A 16118-nucleotide genomic window follows, 5' to 3' on the forward strand; every position below is an offset into this window, starting at 1 on the left:
TTCCGTGCCCCTAAGCGATGCGAAATTGTCCGAAGGTACCGATTGGAACTAAGAGCAGGTGGTGCCCAGAAGAGGACTCGAACCTCCACGCCCTTGCGAGCGCCAGCACCTGAAGCTGGTGCGTCTACCAATTCCGCCATCTGGGCACGGGGTAGGCCGCGCGAGTTAGGGGGCGAGCACAAGCTTGTCAACGCGCGGAATCACGATGAGTGAGCATATCCTTGAGGCGAGGCTCGGACGCGTCTCTAAACGCCAACCCTGTTCGACAGAACTCCCGTCCCAAACAGGAAGGCTGTAACGCCTTGGTGCAGCACGCGGCGCGCCGCACGATGAATGACGCGTGCCTCCTGAGGTGCCCCCGTCTAAATGGTCAGCTGTCGAGGCTTAGCTTTGTCCGCTTTGCGCCGCTGGCGGTCGTTCAGCGCCCGATCCGGCAACCCTGAAAGCAGCCGCTTACCGGGTGCTCCCGAAGGACCGGTGCGCCCATCTCAGACAATCGGGCCGAGTTTGGCGAACGGCTGCTCTGACCCATCGCCGGACATTTAGGACCGCTACAACGCTTCTCCGGACCGGACACCCGTTCATGTAACTGCACTCCCCAGTGCGATCGCATCCTGCATTCCAATCTGGGAGGCGCTATGATCAGGACATGATCGAGCACCTACGCTCCGCGCTCGGCGCTTACTTCTACATCCGCACCGCGCGGATCACGAAGAAGGCGGTGCATGCCCTGTTCGACGCGATCGTCGCCGAGGCGGACAACGCGGGCCGGCCGCTCTTCCGGGTGGAGCGGGCGACACAAGGCGACGTCCGCTACTCCGCCTTGTGCCTCGCCCATGACCGGCTGGTCCCGTTCCTCGACCCGGCGGCTCGCAAGGTCGACCGGGTGCACGGCTTCATCCTCGTCGTCGAGAGCGGCGGCGGCGTGGCGGTGCTGCGGTCGGGCCTGGACGTCACGGCGACCTTCCGGAAGGCCCACCTGGCGCCCGTCGGGCGCGGCAGCGTCGAGCGCGCGATCGCACGCCACGACGCCGTGTTCGAGAAGCTAAGCCTACGCAACATGACGGTCTCTAAGCTCGCCCTGCGCTCCAAGACGCTAGAGGCGCGCGACCTCGAGAACGCCATCGCGACCTCCAGCGCGAGCCGCTTTGTTCCGCAGAACTACCGCGTCAGGCGCGACGACGGCAGCTACTCGGCGACGCCGAGCACCGGACGCATCGCGTTGCGCGCCGACCGCACCGATGTCGAAGGCGCGGTGGACTGGGCCGCCGATGTAATCGACTTGCTCGCGGAGGAGGCGGCGGCCTCCTCCGCCTTCATCAGGCGGTTCGCAAGACCCGCGGAGCTCGACGCGATCCACGCCGGCACCCCGCCGACCTTTTTCGCGGTGGACACGATGGCCCTAGCCGACGCGGTATGGGAGGCCCAGGACAGGATCAGGCTGGTGCGCGAAGAGGCGGGTGCCTGGGTGGAGCTGACGAAGGTCGAGGTGCAGGACGTCTTGGAAGCGCTCGATTACCCACTCGCCGTCACCGCCGCCGCCGCAGCCGGCGACCACCAACTGCGCGACGACGCGGACGCGGCCGTCGGCGCCATCAGGGTCAACAGGTCGCGTATCGCGCTGCGGTCGCTCGACATCCCCGCCATCGCCGACCTCCACGTCGAGCGCGCAGATCACGCACTTGGTGGCGACCCGGACCGGCAGGCACTCGTCCGGCACCTCGACGGCGAGGACATGTTCACCGTACTGTTCGCCGACCAAGCATTGGCGTATATCGACGGCGCGTTGTTCCGGGACGAGGAGCTGCTCGGCGGCGGCGCGGCGTTCATGCGCCATCTCGTCGCGGAGCCCGCCCTCGTCGCCTCCACCAGCGAGAAGGGGGACTTCGCCGCGGGCCAGACTGCCTTCTCGCCCACGTCGGTGTTCCGCGCGGTCGTTGACGTGATCGCGAAGGAGGACGTGCTCGTCTGCGACGACCTCGGCGACGAGTGGGCTGACTTCATCGGAGTGTCCACGGGCACGTCGCCGACGACCGTCACCTTCTACCACGCGAAGCACGGCGCGACGTCGCTCGGAGCCTCCGCGTTTCACGACGCGGTCGGCCAAGGCATCAAGAATCTGGGGCGGCTTGGCCTCGGCGGCGAGGCGATGGCTATCAAGCACGCGTGTTGGGACGCCAACTACAAGGCGGACAAGGTCGCGACCGCGATCGCGCGACGCATGCGCGGCGGCACGCGGGAGGAGGTCGAGGAGAAGATCGCGGAGGCCACGATGGCGCCCGACGTGCAGCGGCGCGTTCTGATCGTTACCTCCTCGCTGAGCCGCGCCGCCGTCCAGGCGGCCTTCGACGCGGCGCACGCCGGCATCGCGCCCAAGCCCAACTTCGTGCAGCTCTACTGGCTTCTCACCGGCTTCTTTTCCGCCTGCGCGGAAATCGGGGCGGTCGGGTTTGTGGTGTGCAAGCCATAGGCACTCCGCCTTCTCGCAAGGCTCGGCCTCGATGGTCGACGCGCGGGTAGCCGAGCGGGTGACGTCGCCGTTGTAGGCGCGGGCGAAGGCGTTAAACGACTGCTGCTCGGTGGAGCGGAAGAGGTTTAGACGCTTGAGAGACTGTAACCGGCGCGAGATGAACCGGCACGCGCGCGGGCGCCGACCGCGTTGCCAGCGCGCCGCTTATCGTGAAAACGGAGGCCGATGTCCGACGAAGAGGAAAAGCAGGAGGCCCTCAATGTAACCAGCCTCGCGGCGGCGATCGCCGCGGGTGCGGCTGACGCCTACCTGAAAACCATGCTGCACACTCTAGACCACGACGGGTGGACGGCGTTCGCCGACGCATCGGTCGCGGCGCACCGCCGGGGCGACATCGACCTCACCGCCCTGCTCGATGGGCCCACAGACCGACGGATCGGCCATGCGACGCAGCGTCTCGTCGGCCACGCGCTGCCGGCCAGCGGCATGTCGCTCGCCGATGTGCTCCGCCTTGACGCCGCGGCAGCCGCGCGGACCCAAGGGGAGGGGATTCCCTATTGGTTGAGCGCCGCCTTCGGCGAGTGGTGTCGGACCTCCCCGGACAACGTTGTCGCCGCGTTCGATGCCCTGAAGTCAGGCGAGGCGGCGCCCCGCCTAGCCCAACCCGCCGTTGCGGCCGCGCTGGCCGTCGATCGCGCGCGCTTCCTGCCCACCGTGCTGGCCATGCTCGACGGGTCGGACGAGGCCGGGCAGGACGCCGCCGCCAACGTGCTGGGCCGGATCGAGGACCTCGCCCCGGCCGACCTGGACGCCACGGTTGCCGCGCTCGAGGCCGCCCTGTCTCGCGCCCGCGGGGACCGCGTCGTGGCTCCGTTGAGGGCGCTGCTCGCAATCGCGATGCGCGGCCAAGGCGCCGTCGGCGCGCGCGCGCTCGGCGAGGCCGCGACCCGCGCCGATGCCCATGTCCGCGAAGCGGTGGCGATGGAGATGATGTTCGGCGCCGCGAAGGCACCGCCGGAGGTCACGCGCCCCGCGCTCGCGCTGCTGGCAGGAACAGGCGCCGACGAAATCGCCACCATCGAGGGGATCGACCACATACTGGCCGAGAACCTGTCGGGTCCGCTGGCCGCGGACTTCGCGGGGCTCACCGATCGACTGCTAGTGGGCGGCGTGGCCAGCATGAAGCGCCTCGATTCCTACCAGCACCGCCTGCTAGAGGCGGGCGCCGGCGCGGTCGGCCTGGCTGTGACGCGCTGGCTGCTGGGCGACGAACTGCGGCTATACGCGGCCGTCAGCGACATCTGCCTCTCGGTGCACGGCGACCCGCTCACCTTCGAGCTCGACTTCTCCGGCAGCGGGCTGACCGCGGAGCGGGCGGTCCGGATCGCGCGCCGGTCGTGTGGCGTGCTGCTGATCTCCCCGGAGGCCGCCGCCTCCATCATCGTCAGCCTCATGCGAAGCGGCCCCGCCGACGCGATCCCGGCGCTCGCCGAAATTCTGTGGGACCCCCTCCTGATCAGCTACTGGATCGGCCCGCGGAAGTACCTGGAGGATGTTCTACCCGGGTTGCCACCCGCCGCCGCCGAGGCGGTCACCGGCGTGATCGCCCGCCTGGAACGCTACTCCGCCGCAGTCGAGGCGGCGCGCGACATGCCCGAGCTCCGGCCGTCGCAGCACCACCGCCACCTCGTCGCCATCAAGCGCCGCGAGGAGCAGATCGCGATCGAGAAGGCGGCGCGGGAGGGATCCGTGCTTGCCTCGCTGTTCCCGATGTCGGTGATGCTGTTCGGCGACAGCGCGATCTACGACGTCGTGACCGAGCCCGGCAAAACAATCCGCCAGGAGACGCCGCTCGGCGTGCACGAATACTCCCACGAGCTCCCTCGGCTCGACGTGATCGACCCGTTCGGCACCTGGTACCAGCGCGCCACGATGATGAGCGATGGGGGCGACGAATGATCCCCATCGTTCGCGAGTTCTTCCGGGGGCTGCGCGAGCGCGACGAGCTCGACGCGATTATTCCCGAACTGCTGACGGCGATGGGCATGGAGGTGCTGTCCCGACCGATGCTGGGGACGCGGCAATACGGCTCGGACGTCGCGGCGGTTGGCACCGACGACGACGGCGTGCGCAAGCTGTTCCTCTTCTCGATCAAGCGTGGCGACCTCAACCGCCGCGAGTGGGACGGTGACTCTGACCAGGCACTGCGGCAGTCCCTCAACGAGATCAGGGACGCATACCTTGCCGGCGTCGGGCCCGAGCATCGCGGTTTGCCGGTCGTGGTGGTGATCACCGTCGGAGGCATCGTGCTCGAGAACACCCTGCCTATGGTCAATGGTTACATGGCCGCCGAGGCGCGGCCCGGCTTCGAGCTGCGGCTTTGGACCGGCGACACGCTGACAACCAAAGTGATCGACGGCGCGCTGCGCGAGGAGGTGTTCCCCTCGGGGCCGCGCACGCTGCTGCGCCGGGCAGCGGCGCTGGTCGAGGAACCCGACACGTCGGTCGCGCAGTTCTCGCGATTGATGCACGAGGTGGCCGCGGACGACGGGCAGGAGACCGTTGCCCGCGTGCGGACGATGTATCTTGCGCTTTGGATCCTGACCGTCTGGGGCCGCGAGGCCGGCAACCTGGAGGCGCCCTACCGCGCGAGCGAGCTCGTCCTGCTGCGGTCGTGGGAACTGCTGTGGCGCGAGATCGAAGAGGCCGACGGGCGCCGCCTGTCGGCAAATCACGCGTTTAACGAGGTTGTCGGACTCCACCTGCGCATCTGGGACGAGCTCTACCGCGAAAAGGTCCTTCCGCACGCCGGCAGCCTCCACGCGCTGAGCTTCGCCGTATGGTCGCACGAGCCCATCGACATCAACCTGGCCCTGTTCGAAACCGTCGGCCGGATCGCGATGGGCGGCATGTGGCGGCTGTGGCTCGAGCAACCGGCGACGGCGACATCCATCGCCGTCGAGGCGCCGCGGCCCGAGCTGAGCGCGATCGCTGAGGGTCTCGCGGCGGCGGTGTTCTCTAACCCCGCCCTGTTCACGCCCGCGACCGAGTTCCAAGGCGCCGACGTGGCGCTCGCGCTCATGCTGCTCACGGCCTTGCCGGACACCCGGGGGTCAGCGGCTGCGTGGGTGCAGCAGATGTCCCGCGCCACGCGGCTCGGCTTCTCTCGCCGCGCGCAGTATCCGCTGCGGATGGGCGACTACGAGACGCTGATCCGGCAGGAAGACCTGCGTCAGGACGACGACCGGTGGCGCGACGCGACGTCGGCGAGCATGATCCAGCCCCTGCTCGCGGCGTTCGCGTGGGGACTGGGGAAGCCGGAAATCGCCACCGAAATCGACGAGTTCCAGAGGGGCGATCTCGCGCACAGCAACTTCCAGGCATGGGTCGTTAATGGAGCCACCGAGGAGAAGCTGTGGTCGGGGGGGCGCCTAGTCGGCTCGTCGCGCGGCAGCCTCGCAATTGGTGAGGCGGCGTCCGACCTCGTCGACGCGCTGCGCGCCGAGGTCGCGGGCAACACCGCGCACGCGCAGCTCTCGGCGGTGCGGCTGGACCACTGGCCGGTCCTGCTGCTGGCATGCCGGTTGAGGCGGCTGCCGCCGCCGCCCCAGCTCTGGCTGCCGCTGCTGGAATATCTTGTCGGGCGGCCGGCGCCGGCGGTGCAGCCCGCGCCGGCGCTGCGGCGTGCGCGCAGGATGATCGGCAAGCCCCGCATCCGGTCCCTGCTGCTGTCCCGCGCGTCACCGAACGCACTGATGTTCGAATGGGTACATGCTGCCAGGAAGGCAGCCGGCGATGCCGCCCGGCCCCGTCGCCGGCGGCGGCGTGCCGACCCCATGGCCGTCGGCGACTAGCTCCGGCCTGTGCCCTAGCGGAATTGCGCGTGAGACCCGTCCCGGGTCAGGATGCGATGCGTTCGGCGAGACCGCCGAGCCCCTGGAGGTACCCGGATGATCGATCAGAACCTCATCCTCGCCGGGGCCGCCGCATGCCGCCACGGCGGCAGACGCTGATCGCCAAGGACATAATCGCGGGAAACCCGGCAGTCCTTGAGATCCTGGCTTACGCTATCCGGCGCGGCCTCGACTCTCCCGAGAAGGTCGCATTCGCATATCGAACCTCAAGTGCGCGGTCACGCGTCCTGCTCATCGAGCCTTCGCCGAAAAAATAGGAGACCGCGAGCCCATGCTCGGTTCCGACTTCGAGGGGGTGATGCGGCACCTCGACGCCGTCCTCGCCTTCGGCGCTATCGATCGTTCGGCGTTTATCGGGAATCCTGATGCGTCGGCGAGCGCGCCAGACCCGCTATAGGTCAGACACGCGGCTGGCGTCGGCCCAATGCGATTCCTACGGTGATGCGTCGCACCGGTCGAGAGATGTGCGAACGCAGTGTGATTGACAACGGGAGCCACCGTGCCGACTGAGGGCGCACCATTCGGGCTGCGATGAAGAGGTGGCGTTGTTGTGTCATTCGGAAAGAGGAGGTCGGACCAGCACCTAATCGACCAGGACGGTATCGGTCTTCTGCGTACGAAGCTGCCGCGGCACTGGCTGCTCCGAGAATATCGCCCCGACTATGGGCTTGATTTCACGATCGAGACATTCAGACCCGCGAACGCTGGTGGCGCGGCACTTGGGCCCGCCAATTTTGAGACCCTCGGCGAGCACGTGTTCGTTCAACTGAAAAGCGCGGCGGAGCCCGAACTCTACTCCCTCAACATTTACGGGCGCTCCAACGTCGAAAAGGGTCCAGAGCAACTCAACCGGAAGGACAAGATCGGAACGATCGAGACCTACCGGATTCAGCTTGAGATGAGCGAGCTGGTGACCGTCGAGCGCATGGGGATCGGCGTGCCGGTGCTATTGGTGGTAGCCGATCTCGCCCGGCAACGTTGTTCGTACGTCTGCCTTAACGACTATATCGACAAGGTCCTGATCCCCCGGCACGCGGACTATCGAACAGCGGGATCGCGTGTGATTCACGTCCCGGTCTGGACGGAGATGGGGTCCGAAGCGGGGCTGACTGGCCTGCGCTGGTATGGGAAGCGCGCCAAGCTGCTCGCGGCGTTCCAGCGGTTCCGATATCAGTATTCCGAGCTTCAGCGCCGCGACAACGGAGATTGGCGCCCACTCGCGCGCTATTTCGCCGAGCGGATCGTCCCCTACGATTTTTGGGACGACACCGAGATGTGTGAGCTGATCGCATTTTACGGCGCGCGGCTTCGGCAGTTTCTGGAGACCGGGCAGCCGGGTTGCCTCACACTACGCGAGGACGCGGTGCCGGAGAGCTTTCGCAACAAAGAGTTCTTCGAGCACATGAAAAAGCAGGACGTGTTCGAACTCTGGCGCTGCCTGGCGCATCTGCCCAACGTCTACGAGGACGTGTGGCGCGAGTGGTTCCTACCGACCGGGCTTGGCCAGGCATCTTCGGCTCCCTGATTCGAAGCTAGGTATCGGGTGAAATTCAGCAGTCCGTGGACGGCGGTCGAAAGAGATGGGCGAATCCCGGACGTCTGGGCGCGGCGAAGAAATGTCCGCTCTGGACAGTTCGCTTCCTGTTAGCCGCCAGTCCGCTCACGGCCACAAGCGGTCGTCGCTCGCTGAACCGCTTTGCCGAAGCAAAGCCGTGGGATCGGATGTGGGAACGCTTCGGAGCGAAAAAATAAGATCTATTTCAATCAGCCCCCTAGGGTGCAGGGTACGGCGGTCACCGCCTCTGCCGCACTTTCCCCCTCGACGCACCTGTTGCATCAGGCCGGGCCGAACGCTTCGTCCTCATTTGCAAAGGGTGCGCTAGAATGGATCGTTTGATGGTTTCAGTCGCCGAGGCCTGCGAGATGCTCTCGTTGGGTCGAACGACGATCTATAAGCTGATCGGCGAGGGCCGACTCACCGTGGTCAAGGTGGGGAGCCGAACGCTTGTTCGGCTCAGCTCAATTCGTGAGCTCGTTTCGAACTAGAACTCTTGTCCAGTGGCCGTGGGGGCATCGAAAGGGGCATCGCAGCGTACCGCGAGATCGATAATCATATAAGATCAGATATTTGGGCGCCACTTTCGAATCCCTCCCTCTCCGCCATTTTCCGGTTCGCTGAAGGCTGGCGTTGTCCGCGGCAGCGGGCGCCACGGCTGCCGGCAGCGGGCTCGCAGCAAGAAGGGAAATGGTGCCCGGAAGAGGACTCGAGCCTCCACGCCCTTGCGAGCGCCAGCACCTGAAGCTGGTGCGTCTACCAATTCCGCCATCTGGGCACGGGGTGGGCGGGGCGCGTCAGGGTCGCGGGCGCTCCTTGTCAAAGCGGGGAATCACGATCGTCGCCTCGGCTCGATCCGCCGCCAGGATGAGCGTCCCCGTCGCAGGTGACGATCACGGACCTGGCGGGGCTCGAGCGGTTCGCCGAATTCCGGCCCGACTATCTCTGTCTGGAGCGGCGCCCGCGCTGATCAGGCCGCGTTGGAGGGTTCGCCTTTCCTGGCCTTGCCGCCGGAGCCGATCCCCTGATCGTCGTCATAATCTTCGGCCGCGCCGGGATTGCCGATGCCGGCGCCGCCGCCGGACACGGCGCCGGTGCGGCGGTCGAAGCCCGCGCGCCTGCCGCGATCGCTATCCTGCTTCGAAGGCATGGTGTTCCGGGCCATGATCTCGCTCCGCTGCTCTGGCGCTAAAGCGGCTCGACCGGGCCGAAGGTTCCGTCAGCGCCGCCGTCAGTCCGCTTTCGACCAGGCGCGGCGGCCGCGCAGCCAGGTGCCGGCGATGGCGCGATCGTCGCCCAGGACCTGCAGGGCGAACAGCCGGTCGTGCAGGGAAACGCCGGCACAGCGGCGGGCGAGCAGGGGCGTGCAGGCCTCGTCCAGCAGGACGAAATCCGCTTCCTGGCCGGGCAGGAGCGCGCCGACGCGATCGGTGATGCCGAGCAGGCGCGCGCCGCCCGCAGTCGCGAGATGGAGGGCGCGGAAGGGATCGAGGCTGGCGCTCCTGAGCTGGCAGACCCGATAGGCCTCGCCCAGCGTGTGGAGGATGGAAAGGCTGGTGCCGGCGCCGACATCGGTGCCGATGCCGAGCTGGACGCCGTGCCGGTCGGCCTGCGCCAGGTCGAACAGGCCCGAGCCGAGGAACAGGTTGCTCGTCGGGCAGAAGGCGATGCCGGCGCCCGCCTCGGCCATTCGGCCCAGCGCCCGGTCGCTCATATGGACGCAATGCGCGAAGACCGAGCGCGGCCCGACCAGGCCGAAGCGGTCGTAGACGTCCAGATAATCGGCGGCCTCGGGATAGCGCCCGGCGACGAAGGCGATCTCGCCCGGATTTTCGGAGAGATGGGTGTGCATGAGCACGTCGGGATGGGCGGCGACGAGAGCGCCGGCATCGGCGAGCTGCTCGCTGCTCGAGGTCGGCACGAAGCGCGGAGTGACCGCATAGCCCAGGCGCCCGCGGCCCCGCCAGCGGGCGATCAGGGCCTCGGTGTCGGCGCGGCCCGAGGCGACGTCGTCGCGCAGGCCTTCCGGCCCGAGATCCATCAGCACCTTGCCTGAAATGATCCGCATGTCGCGCGCCAGCGCGGCCTCGAACAGGGCGTCGACCGAGCCGGCATGGACGGTGGCGAAGACGAGGGCGCTGGTCGTGCCGTGCCGCAGCAGCTCGTCGAGGAAGAAAGCGGCGACCGCATCGGCGTGGGCGCGGTCAGCGAAGGCCTTTTCGGCCGGGAAGATATGGCGCTCCAGCCACGCCATGAGTTGCTCGCCATGCGAGGCGATGCTGCCGATCTGGGGATAATGGACGTGCGCGTCGACGAAGCCGGGGACGATCAGGCCTTCGAGCGTCTCGACCGCGGCCTCGGCGAAGCGTTCGGCGAGCTCGGCATGGTACCCGCAGGCGAGGACGAGGCCGTTCTCCACCACGAGCAGCCCGTCCTGAAAGTGGCGGATGGCTTCGGCGCCGGCGACGGCCGGATCCTCGGGGACGCTCAAGATCTCGCCGCGAAAGGCCTTCATGCCGCGCTCCGCAGCGTGAGCAGCTGGGCGAGCGTGGCGATGGCGATCACCTCCGGCTCCTTGCCCTCGAGGCCCGCCAGGCCGATCGGGCAGGTGAGCCGGCCATGATCGATCCCGTCTTTCTCCAGCCGCGACAGAAAGCGGGCGCGCTTGGTCTCCGAGCCGATCAGCCCGACATAATGCGCCGGCGAGGCGAGCGCGGCGGCGGTCAGTCGATAGTCGAGCCCGTGGTCGTGAGTGAGGATAACGACCGCCGTCCCGCCGTCCGCCGAGCCCGCGCAAGCGGCCATCGCCGCCTCGTCGGCGAGCACGACGCCCGGCGTCTCCGCGGCTTCGGGCCGGCTGTCATACCAGGCGAAATGGAGCGGCAGGCCCTCCGCCCGCGCCGCGATCGCCTTGCCGACATGGCCGGCGCCGAACATCAGGACGGGGAGGCGGTCGGCCTCGTCCGGCTCGACGAAGCTGTCGCCCGCTTGCGGCTTCGGGCCGCGTGCGGGGAGGGTGGCGGGTCGGGCCGTCGCCGGGCCGCGCTGCAGGGTGTCGCCCAGACTCACCGCATATGGCCCGTCTTCCCCGGGCACCTCGGCGAGCCGCTCAACGAGCAGCCGCACCCGGCCGCCGCAGCACTGGCCGAGCAGGGGCCCAAGCGGATAATCCTGCACGCGCCAGCTCCCCGGCGGATAAGCGAGCAGGGCGCGCGCCTGCTCCATCGCCTGATGCTCGAGTGCGCCGCCGCCGATCGTGCCGGCGAGGCCGGCCTCCGTCACCACCATGCGGGCGCCCGGGCCGCGGGGCGCGGAGCCTTCGGTGGCGAGGATGGTGACGAGCGAAGCGGGACCGCGAAGCAGCGCCGCGCGCGCCTGCGTGGTCCAGTCAGCCATCGCGTGTCCTGAGCTCGCCGATCGCGGCGAGGATGCGCTCGGGCGTGGCTGGCGCGTCGAGCCCGGGCAGGCCCTTGCCCGGCGCCGCCGCGGCGACCGCCTGGGTCAGCGCCGAGAAGACCGAGATGGCGAGCATGAGCGGCGGCTCGCCGACCGCCTTGGAGCGGTGGATCGTCGCCTCCTCGTTGCGCCCGCGCTCCCAGATCGCGATCTCCATATGCGCCGGCCGGTCGTTGGCGGTCGGGATCTTGTAGGTGGAGGGCGCGTGGGTGAGCAGCCGGCCGCGGGCATCGTAGACCAGCTCCTCCGTCGTAAGCCAGCCCATGCCCTGGATGAAGCCGCCCTCGATCTGCCCGAGGTCGATCGCCGGATTCAGCGAGCGGCCGACATCGTGGAGGATGTCGACAGCGAGAACCTTGTGCTCGCCGGTCAGCGTGTCGATCACGACCTCGCTGAGCGCCGCGCCGTAGGCGAAATAGAGAAAGGGGCGGCCTTTGTGCGCGGCGCGATCGTAGTGGATCCTGGGCGTCGCGTAGAAGCCGGTCGCCGAGAGCGAGATGCGGCCCAGATGCGCGCGGCGGCAGAGCTCGCCAAAGTCCCACTCCGCCGAGCCCGGCTGCTCAGCGGCGAAGGCATCGAGCCGCTCCCTGATCGTCTCGGCGGCGCGCTGGGCGGCCATGCCGTTCAGGTCCGATCCCGAGGAGGCGGCGGTGGCCGAGGTGTTGGGCACCTTGTCGGTGCGGGTGGCGGTGACCTTCACCGTATCGATGGGCACGCCGAACACGTCGGCGACCACCTGGGCGACCTTGATCATCAGCCCCTGGCCCATCTCGGTGCCGCCATGATTCACCTGGATCGAGCCGTCGGCATAGACGAGGACCAGGGCGCCCGCCTGGTTGAGGTGGGTGGTGGTGAAGCTGATCCCGAACTTTACCGGGGTGAGCGCGAGGCCTTTCTTCAGCACCTGCTGGCTCGCGTTGAACGCCTCGACTGCCGCGCGCCGTTCCGCATAGCCGGCACTCGCGGCCAGCTCGGCGATCAGCTCAGGCGCGACATTGTCCTCCACCACCATATGATAGGGCGTGATGTCGCGGCCTGGGCCGTAGAGGTTCGCGCGGCGCACTTCGAGCGGGTCGCGGCCGAGCTGAGCGGCGATCGCGTCCATCACCCGCTCGATCCCCATCATTCCCTGCGGCCCGCCAAAGCCGCGAAAGGCGGTGTTGGAGACCGTGTGGGTCTTCAGGCGCTGCGAGACGATCTCGACCGCGGGCAGGAAGTAGCAATTGTCGGCATGGAACATCGCCCGGTCGTTGATCGCCGGCGAGAGATCGAACGTGGCGCCGCAGCGCGAGGCGAGGTCGATGCGGATGCCGGTGATGCGGCCGTCGCTGTCGAAGCCGACATCATAGTCGATGGTGAAATCGTGCCGCTTGCCGGTCGCGACCATGTCGTCGTCGCGGTCGGCGCGGAACTTGGCCGGTCGCCCGGTCTTCGCCGCGACGAGCGCGCAGGCGGCGGCAAAGGCGGCGGCCTGCGTCTCCTTGCCGCCGAAGGCGCCGCCCATGCGGCGGACCTCGACAATGATATCGGCATGGCTGCGGCCGAGCAGCAGGGCGACGAGATGCTGGAGCTCGCTTGGATGCTGGGTCGAGCTCAATATATGGAGCCGGCCCTGCTCGCCGGGCGTGACGAGCGCGGCTTGGCCCTCCAGATAGAAATGCTCCTGGCCGCCGATTTCGAGCGTGCCGGTCAGGCGGTGCGGCGCGGCAGCGAGCGCGGCCCCGGCATCGCCGCGGGCCATGATCTGCGTCTGCTCGATCTCCGAGCCGGCGGCCTTCGCCTCGGCAATGGTGACGAGCGCCGGACGCGGCTCGATGACGGCCTTGCCCAGCCGGGCGGCGCGGCGCGCGGCGCGCGTGCTCGTGGCCGCGACGAGGAAGAGCGGCTGGCCGGGGAAGAGGATCTCGCCCTCCGCGAGGAGCCTGTCGTCATGGACGACCGGCCCGACATTGTTCTCACCCGGAATATCGGCGGCGGTGAAGACGGCGACGATGCCGGGCGCCGCGCGCACCGCGTCGAGATCGAGCGAGACCAGCGTGCCATGCCCGTCGGCGGCATGGCCGAAGGCGCAGTGGAGCAGGCCCGGCGGCTCGGGCATGTCGTCGACATAAAAGGCGGCGCCGGCGACATGCAGGTCGGCGCTGTCGTGCGGCAGCGCCTGGTGGACGGCGCCCGTCCGGGCGCGGGGCGGCGGGGCGGTCCGGTCAGCCATGGAGCACGCTGACCGGCTCGCTTCGTTCGGCCCAGAGCCGGCGCAGCAGATTGGCGGCGACGGAGCGGCGATAAGCGGCGGAGCCGCGCAAATCGTCAATCGGGTCATAGTCCGCAGCAAGCGCCTGCGCAGCGGCCTCGACGGTTTCCGCGCTCCACGTCTGGCCGGTCAGCGCGGCCTCGCAGCCCGGCGCGCGGGCGGGGATGCCGGCCATGCCGCCGAAGGCGACGCGCGCCTCCGTCACCATACCGTCCGCGAGGCGCAGCGCGAAGGCGCCGCAGACGCCGGAAATGTCGCTGTCGAACCTCTTGGACAATTTCACGACCCGGATCAGCATGTCCGGCGAAGGGCGAGGGATGCGGACGCTTTCGACGAATTCGCCAGGCCGGCGGTCCTGCTTGCCGTAGCTGAGGAAGAAGCTCTCGAGCGGCATCGTCCGCCGCTCCGCGCCGCGGCGGAGAGTCAGTGTGGCGCCGAGCGCGATCAGGGCCGGCGGCATGTCGCCGATGGGGGAGCCGTTGGCGATATTGCCACCGATCGTGCCCGCATTGCGGACCTGGACGCCGCCGATCCGCCGGACCAGCTCGCCGAGATCCGGATGCAGGCGGGCGAGCGCAGCGCGCGCGTCGGAATAGCTGACCGCGGCGCCCAAGGTCAGCGCGTCGGGACCGTCCTCGATCCGCTTCAGGTCGGCGATGTCGCCGATGAAGATGGTCGGGCCGAGGTCGCGGTGCTGCTTGGTGACCCAGAGGCCGACGTCGGTGGCGCCCGCGACGATCCGCGTCTCGGGGTTGGCGAGCAGGAGATCGGCGAGGTCGTCGGCCGTCTGCGGATGACCGTAAGCGGGCGCGAGCGCCTTGAGGGCTGCGACGAGCGCAGCGTCATCCTCCGCTGCAACCGGCACCGCCTCGCCGGCTGCGAGGATCGGTCCGTACCCGGTGCAGCGGCAGAGATTGCCGGCGATGACGTCGCCGACGCTCTCGCCCTCGGTCCCCGCCGCGCCGATGCTGCGGCCGTAGAGCGACATGACGAAGCCGGGTGTGCAGAAGCCGCATTGCGAGCCGTGGCGCGCGACCAGCTCGCGCTGCACCGGATGCTCGCCGCCGAGGCTCTCGACGGTCTTCAGCGCCTTGCCGTCCAGCATCGGCAGGAAGAGGATGCAGGCATTGACGGCGCGCCATTTGACCGCGTCGCCCTCGAGCGTGCCGACCAGCACCGTGCAGGCGCCGCAATCGCCCTCGGCGCAGCCTTCCTTGGTGCCGGTGCGGCGGAGCGTGTAGCGCAGATAGTCGAGCAGGGTGACGGTGGGATCGGCCGCGTCGGCCTCGACCACCACGCCGTCGAGGAGGAAGCGGATCATCTCGGCGTCCCCGCGGCGATCCAGGCGCCGAGCTGCTGCCGCTCGGCCGGGGTCATGCGGGTCGGATTGCCCAGCGGCATGGCCTGGGAGTTGACAGCGACCCGCCTGATCCGCGCCGCCGCGGCTTTGACATGCTCCCAATTGTCCAGCCGCACGCCAAGCGGCGGCGCAGGGACATTGTGGCAGCTCGCGCAATGGGTCGCCAGGATTGGCTGGACCTGCGCATAAGTGACGGCCTGACCCGATGCCGCGCCGCTTTTCTCAAGCGTGACGTAGGTGACGCTCGCGGCAGCCAGAACCAGGGCCAGGGCGATCGTGCTCCCATATGGCTTGCCACGCCCGCGCAGGTTGAACACATGCCGGATCGCCACCCCGGTGAGCCCGAGCAGGGCCAGCACCAGCCAGGGCCGCCGGGCGCCGTAGGTCATCGGATAATGCTGGCTGATCATGATGAACAGCACCGGCAGGGTCATGTAATTGTTGTGCAGCGAGCGCTGCCTGGCCGCGGCGCCGAGCTTCGGATCGGGCGTCCGCCCGGCAACCAGGTCGGCGACCACCTTACGCTGGTTCGGGATGATGATGAAGAAGACGTTGGCGACCATTACCGTGCCGATCATCGCGCCGACATGGAGATAGGCGGCGCGCGAATTGAACAGGCCGTCGAGCAGGGAGGCCGCGAACAGCAGGCAGGCAAACCAGAACAGGCCGAGCGCGAGATTGTTGGACCCGACCGGGGATCGGCAAAGGCCGTCATAGACCAGCCAGCCGAGGAGGAGCGCGGCGAGGCCGATCGCGATCCCCGCGCCGGCGCCCAGCGGCGCCTCGGCCGGGTCGAGCAGGAAGCTGTCGGCGCCGACATAATAGATGAGCACGAGCAGCGAGAAGCCGCTGATCCAGGTGAAATAGGCCTCCCATTTGAACCAGTGCAGCTCCTCGGGCATCCGGGCCGGCGCCACCTGATATTTCTGCTTGTGGTAGAAGCCGCCGCCATGGACGGACCAGACCTCCCCCGAGGCGTCGCCCGCGGCGGGCTGTTTCAGGTGGTTGTCGAGCCAGACGAAATAGAAGCTCGAGCCGATCCAGGCGATGCCCGCCACCAGATGCAGCCATCTGAAGGCGAGGTTGAGCCATTCGGACCAGTCGATCGTCAC

11 protein-coding genes and 2 tRNA genes are annotated in these 16118 nt (G+C 68.5%); 5 read left to right on the forward strand and 8 right to left on the reverse strand.

The window, feature by feature from the left end:
- Positions 1 to 59: 59 nt before the first annotated feature.
- Positions 60 to 146 (reverse strand) — tRNA-Leu (locus VEC11_RS08520).
- 503 nt (positions 147 to 649) lie between these two features.
- On the opposite strand from VEC11_RS08520, the gene VEC11_RS08525 reads away from it, so the two are divergent.
- From VEC11_RS08525 to VEC11_RS08545, 5 genes are all read left to right on the forward strand, one after another.
- On the forward strand, positions 650 to 2470 hold the full coding sequence (locus VEC11_RS08525) for a hypothetical protein (RefSeq protein ID WP_464130283.1): 1821 nt from the start codon (positions 650 to 652) through the stop codon (positions 2468 to 2470).
- Positions 2471 to 2695: 225 nt separating this feature from the next.
- Complete coding sequence (locus VEC11_RS08530) at positions 2696 to 4429, forward strand: hypothetical protein (RefSeq protein ID WP_464130284.1); 1734 nt, start codon at positions 2696 to 2698, stop codon at positions 4427 to 4429.
- Positions 4426 to 6324 carry a hypothetical protein gene (locus VEC11_RS08535; RefSeq protein WP_464130285.1) on the forward strand — a complete coding sequence of 633 codons (1899 nt, stop codon included), beginning with the start codon at positions 4426 to 4428 and terminating at the stop codon, positions 6322 to 6324. Before VEC11_RS08530 ends, VEC11_RS08535 begins: the two co-directional genes overlap by 4 nt.
- Before the next feature lie 610 nt (positions 6325 to 6934).
- Entirely contained in the window at positions 6935 to 7909 is a 975-nt protein-coding gene (locus VEC11_RS08540; RefSeq protein ID WP_464130286.1) for a DUF4365 domain-containing protein, read from the forward strand.
- A gap of 371 nt (positions 7910 to 8280) precedes the next feature.
- Positions 8281 to 8430, forward strand: coding sequence for a helix-turn-helix domain-containing protein (locus VEC11_RS08545; protein WP_464131195.1), 150 nt, complete (start codon positions 8281 to 8283; stop codon positions 8428 to 8430).
- Between the two features lie 200 nt (positions 8431 to 8630).
- Here VEC11_RS08545 and VEC11_RS08550 read toward each other — a convergent pair.
- The 7 genes from VEC11_RS08550 to VEC11_RS08580 form a co-directional block, all read right to left on the reverse strand.
- Positions 8631 to 8717, reverse strand: a tRNA-Leu gene (locus tag VEC11_RS08550).
- Positions 8718 to 8909: 192 nt separating this feature from the next.
- A complete protein-coding gene (locus VEC11_RS08555; RefSeq protein ID WP_464130287.1) occupies positions 8910 to 9104 on the reverse strand; it encodes a hypothetical protein in 195 nt (64 codons plus the stop codon).
- Between the two features lie 66 nt (positions 9105 to 9170).
- Positions 9171 to 10454, reverse strand: coding sequence for a guanine deaminase (guaD, locus tag VEC11_RS08560; RefSeq protein ID WP_464130288.1), 1284 nt, complete (start codon positions 10452 to 10454; stop codon positions 9171 to 9173).
- On the reverse strand, positions 10451 to 11335 hold the full coding sequence (xdhC, locus tag VEC11_RS08565; protein ID WP_464130289.1) for a xanthine dehydrogenase accessory protein XdhC: 885 nt from the start codon (positions 11333 to 11335) through the stop codon (positions 10451 to 10453). Before xdhC ends, guaD begins: the two co-directional genes overlap by 4 nt.
- Positions 11328 to 13607, reverse strand: coding sequence for a xanthine dehydrogenase molybdopterin binding subunit (xdhB, locus tag VEC11_RS08570; RefSeq protein ID WP_464130290.1), 2280 nt, complete (start codon positions 13605 to 13607; stop codon positions 11328 to 11330). Before xdhB ends, xdhC begins: the two co-directional genes overlap by 8 nt.
- Complete coding sequence (gene xdhA, locus VEC11_RS08575) at positions 13600 to 14967, reverse strand: xanthine dehydrogenase small subunit (RefSeq protein WP_464130292.1); 1368 nt, start codon at positions 14965 to 14967, stop codon at positions 13600 to 13602. The genes xdhB and xdhA overlap by 8 nt, the downstream gene beginning before the upstream one ends.
- A complete protein-coding gene (locus tag VEC11_RS08580) occupies positions 14964 to 16118 on the reverse strand; it encodes a urate hydroxylase PuuD (protein WP_464130293.1) in 1155 nt (384 codons plus the stop codon). Before VEC11_RS08580 ends, xdhA begins: the two co-directional genes overlap by 4 nt.

This window comes from Allosphingosinicella sp., from assembly GCF_035626655.1.
In the GTDB taxonomy this organism is placed as follows: Bacteria; Pseudomonadota; Alphaproteobacteria; order Sphingomonadales; family Sphingomonadaceae; genus Allosphingosinicella.

What these genes read in the sequence shown, in the direction of transcription:
- VEC11_RS08525 (WP_464130283.1), top strand. Translation starts at nt 650, where the DNA reads ATGATCGAGCACCTACGCTCCGCGCTCGGCGCTTACTTCTACATCCGC.
- VEC11_RS08530 (WP_464130284.1), top strand. Translation starts at nt 2,696, where the DNA reads ATGTCCGACGAAGAGGAAAAGCAGGAGGCCCTCAATGTAACCAGCCTC.
- VEC11_RS08535 (WP_464130285.1), top strand. Translation starts at nt 4,426, where the DNA reads ATGATCCCCATCGTTCGCGAGTTCTTCCGGGGGCTGCGCGAGCGCGAC.
- VEC11_RS08545 (WP_464131195.1), top strand. Translation starts at nt 8,281, where the DNA reads ATGGTTTCAGTCGCCGAGGCCTGCGAGATGCTCTCGTTGGGTCGAACG.
- VEC11_RS08555 (WP_464130287.1), bottom strand. Translation starts at nt 9,104, where the DNA reads ATGGCCCGGAACACCATGCCTTCGAAGCAGGATAGCGATCGCGGCAGG.
- guaD (WP_464130288.1), bottom strand. Translation starts at nt 10,454, where the DNA reads ATGAAGGCCTTTCGCGGCGAGATCTTGAGCGTCCCCGAGGATCCGGCC.
- xdhC (WP_464130289.1), bottom strand. Translation starts at nt 11,335, where the DNA reads ATGGCTGACTGGACCACGCAGGCGCGCGCGGCGCTGCTTCGCGGTCCC.
- xdhB (WP_464130290.1), bottom strand. Translation starts at nt 13,607, where the DNA reads ATGGCTGACCGGACCGCCCCGCCGCCCCGCGCCCGGACGGGCGCCGTC.
- xdhA (WP_464130292.1), bottom strand. Translation starts at nt 14,967, where the DNA reads ATGATCCGCTTCCTCCTCGACGGCGTGGTGGTCGAGGCCGACGCGGCC.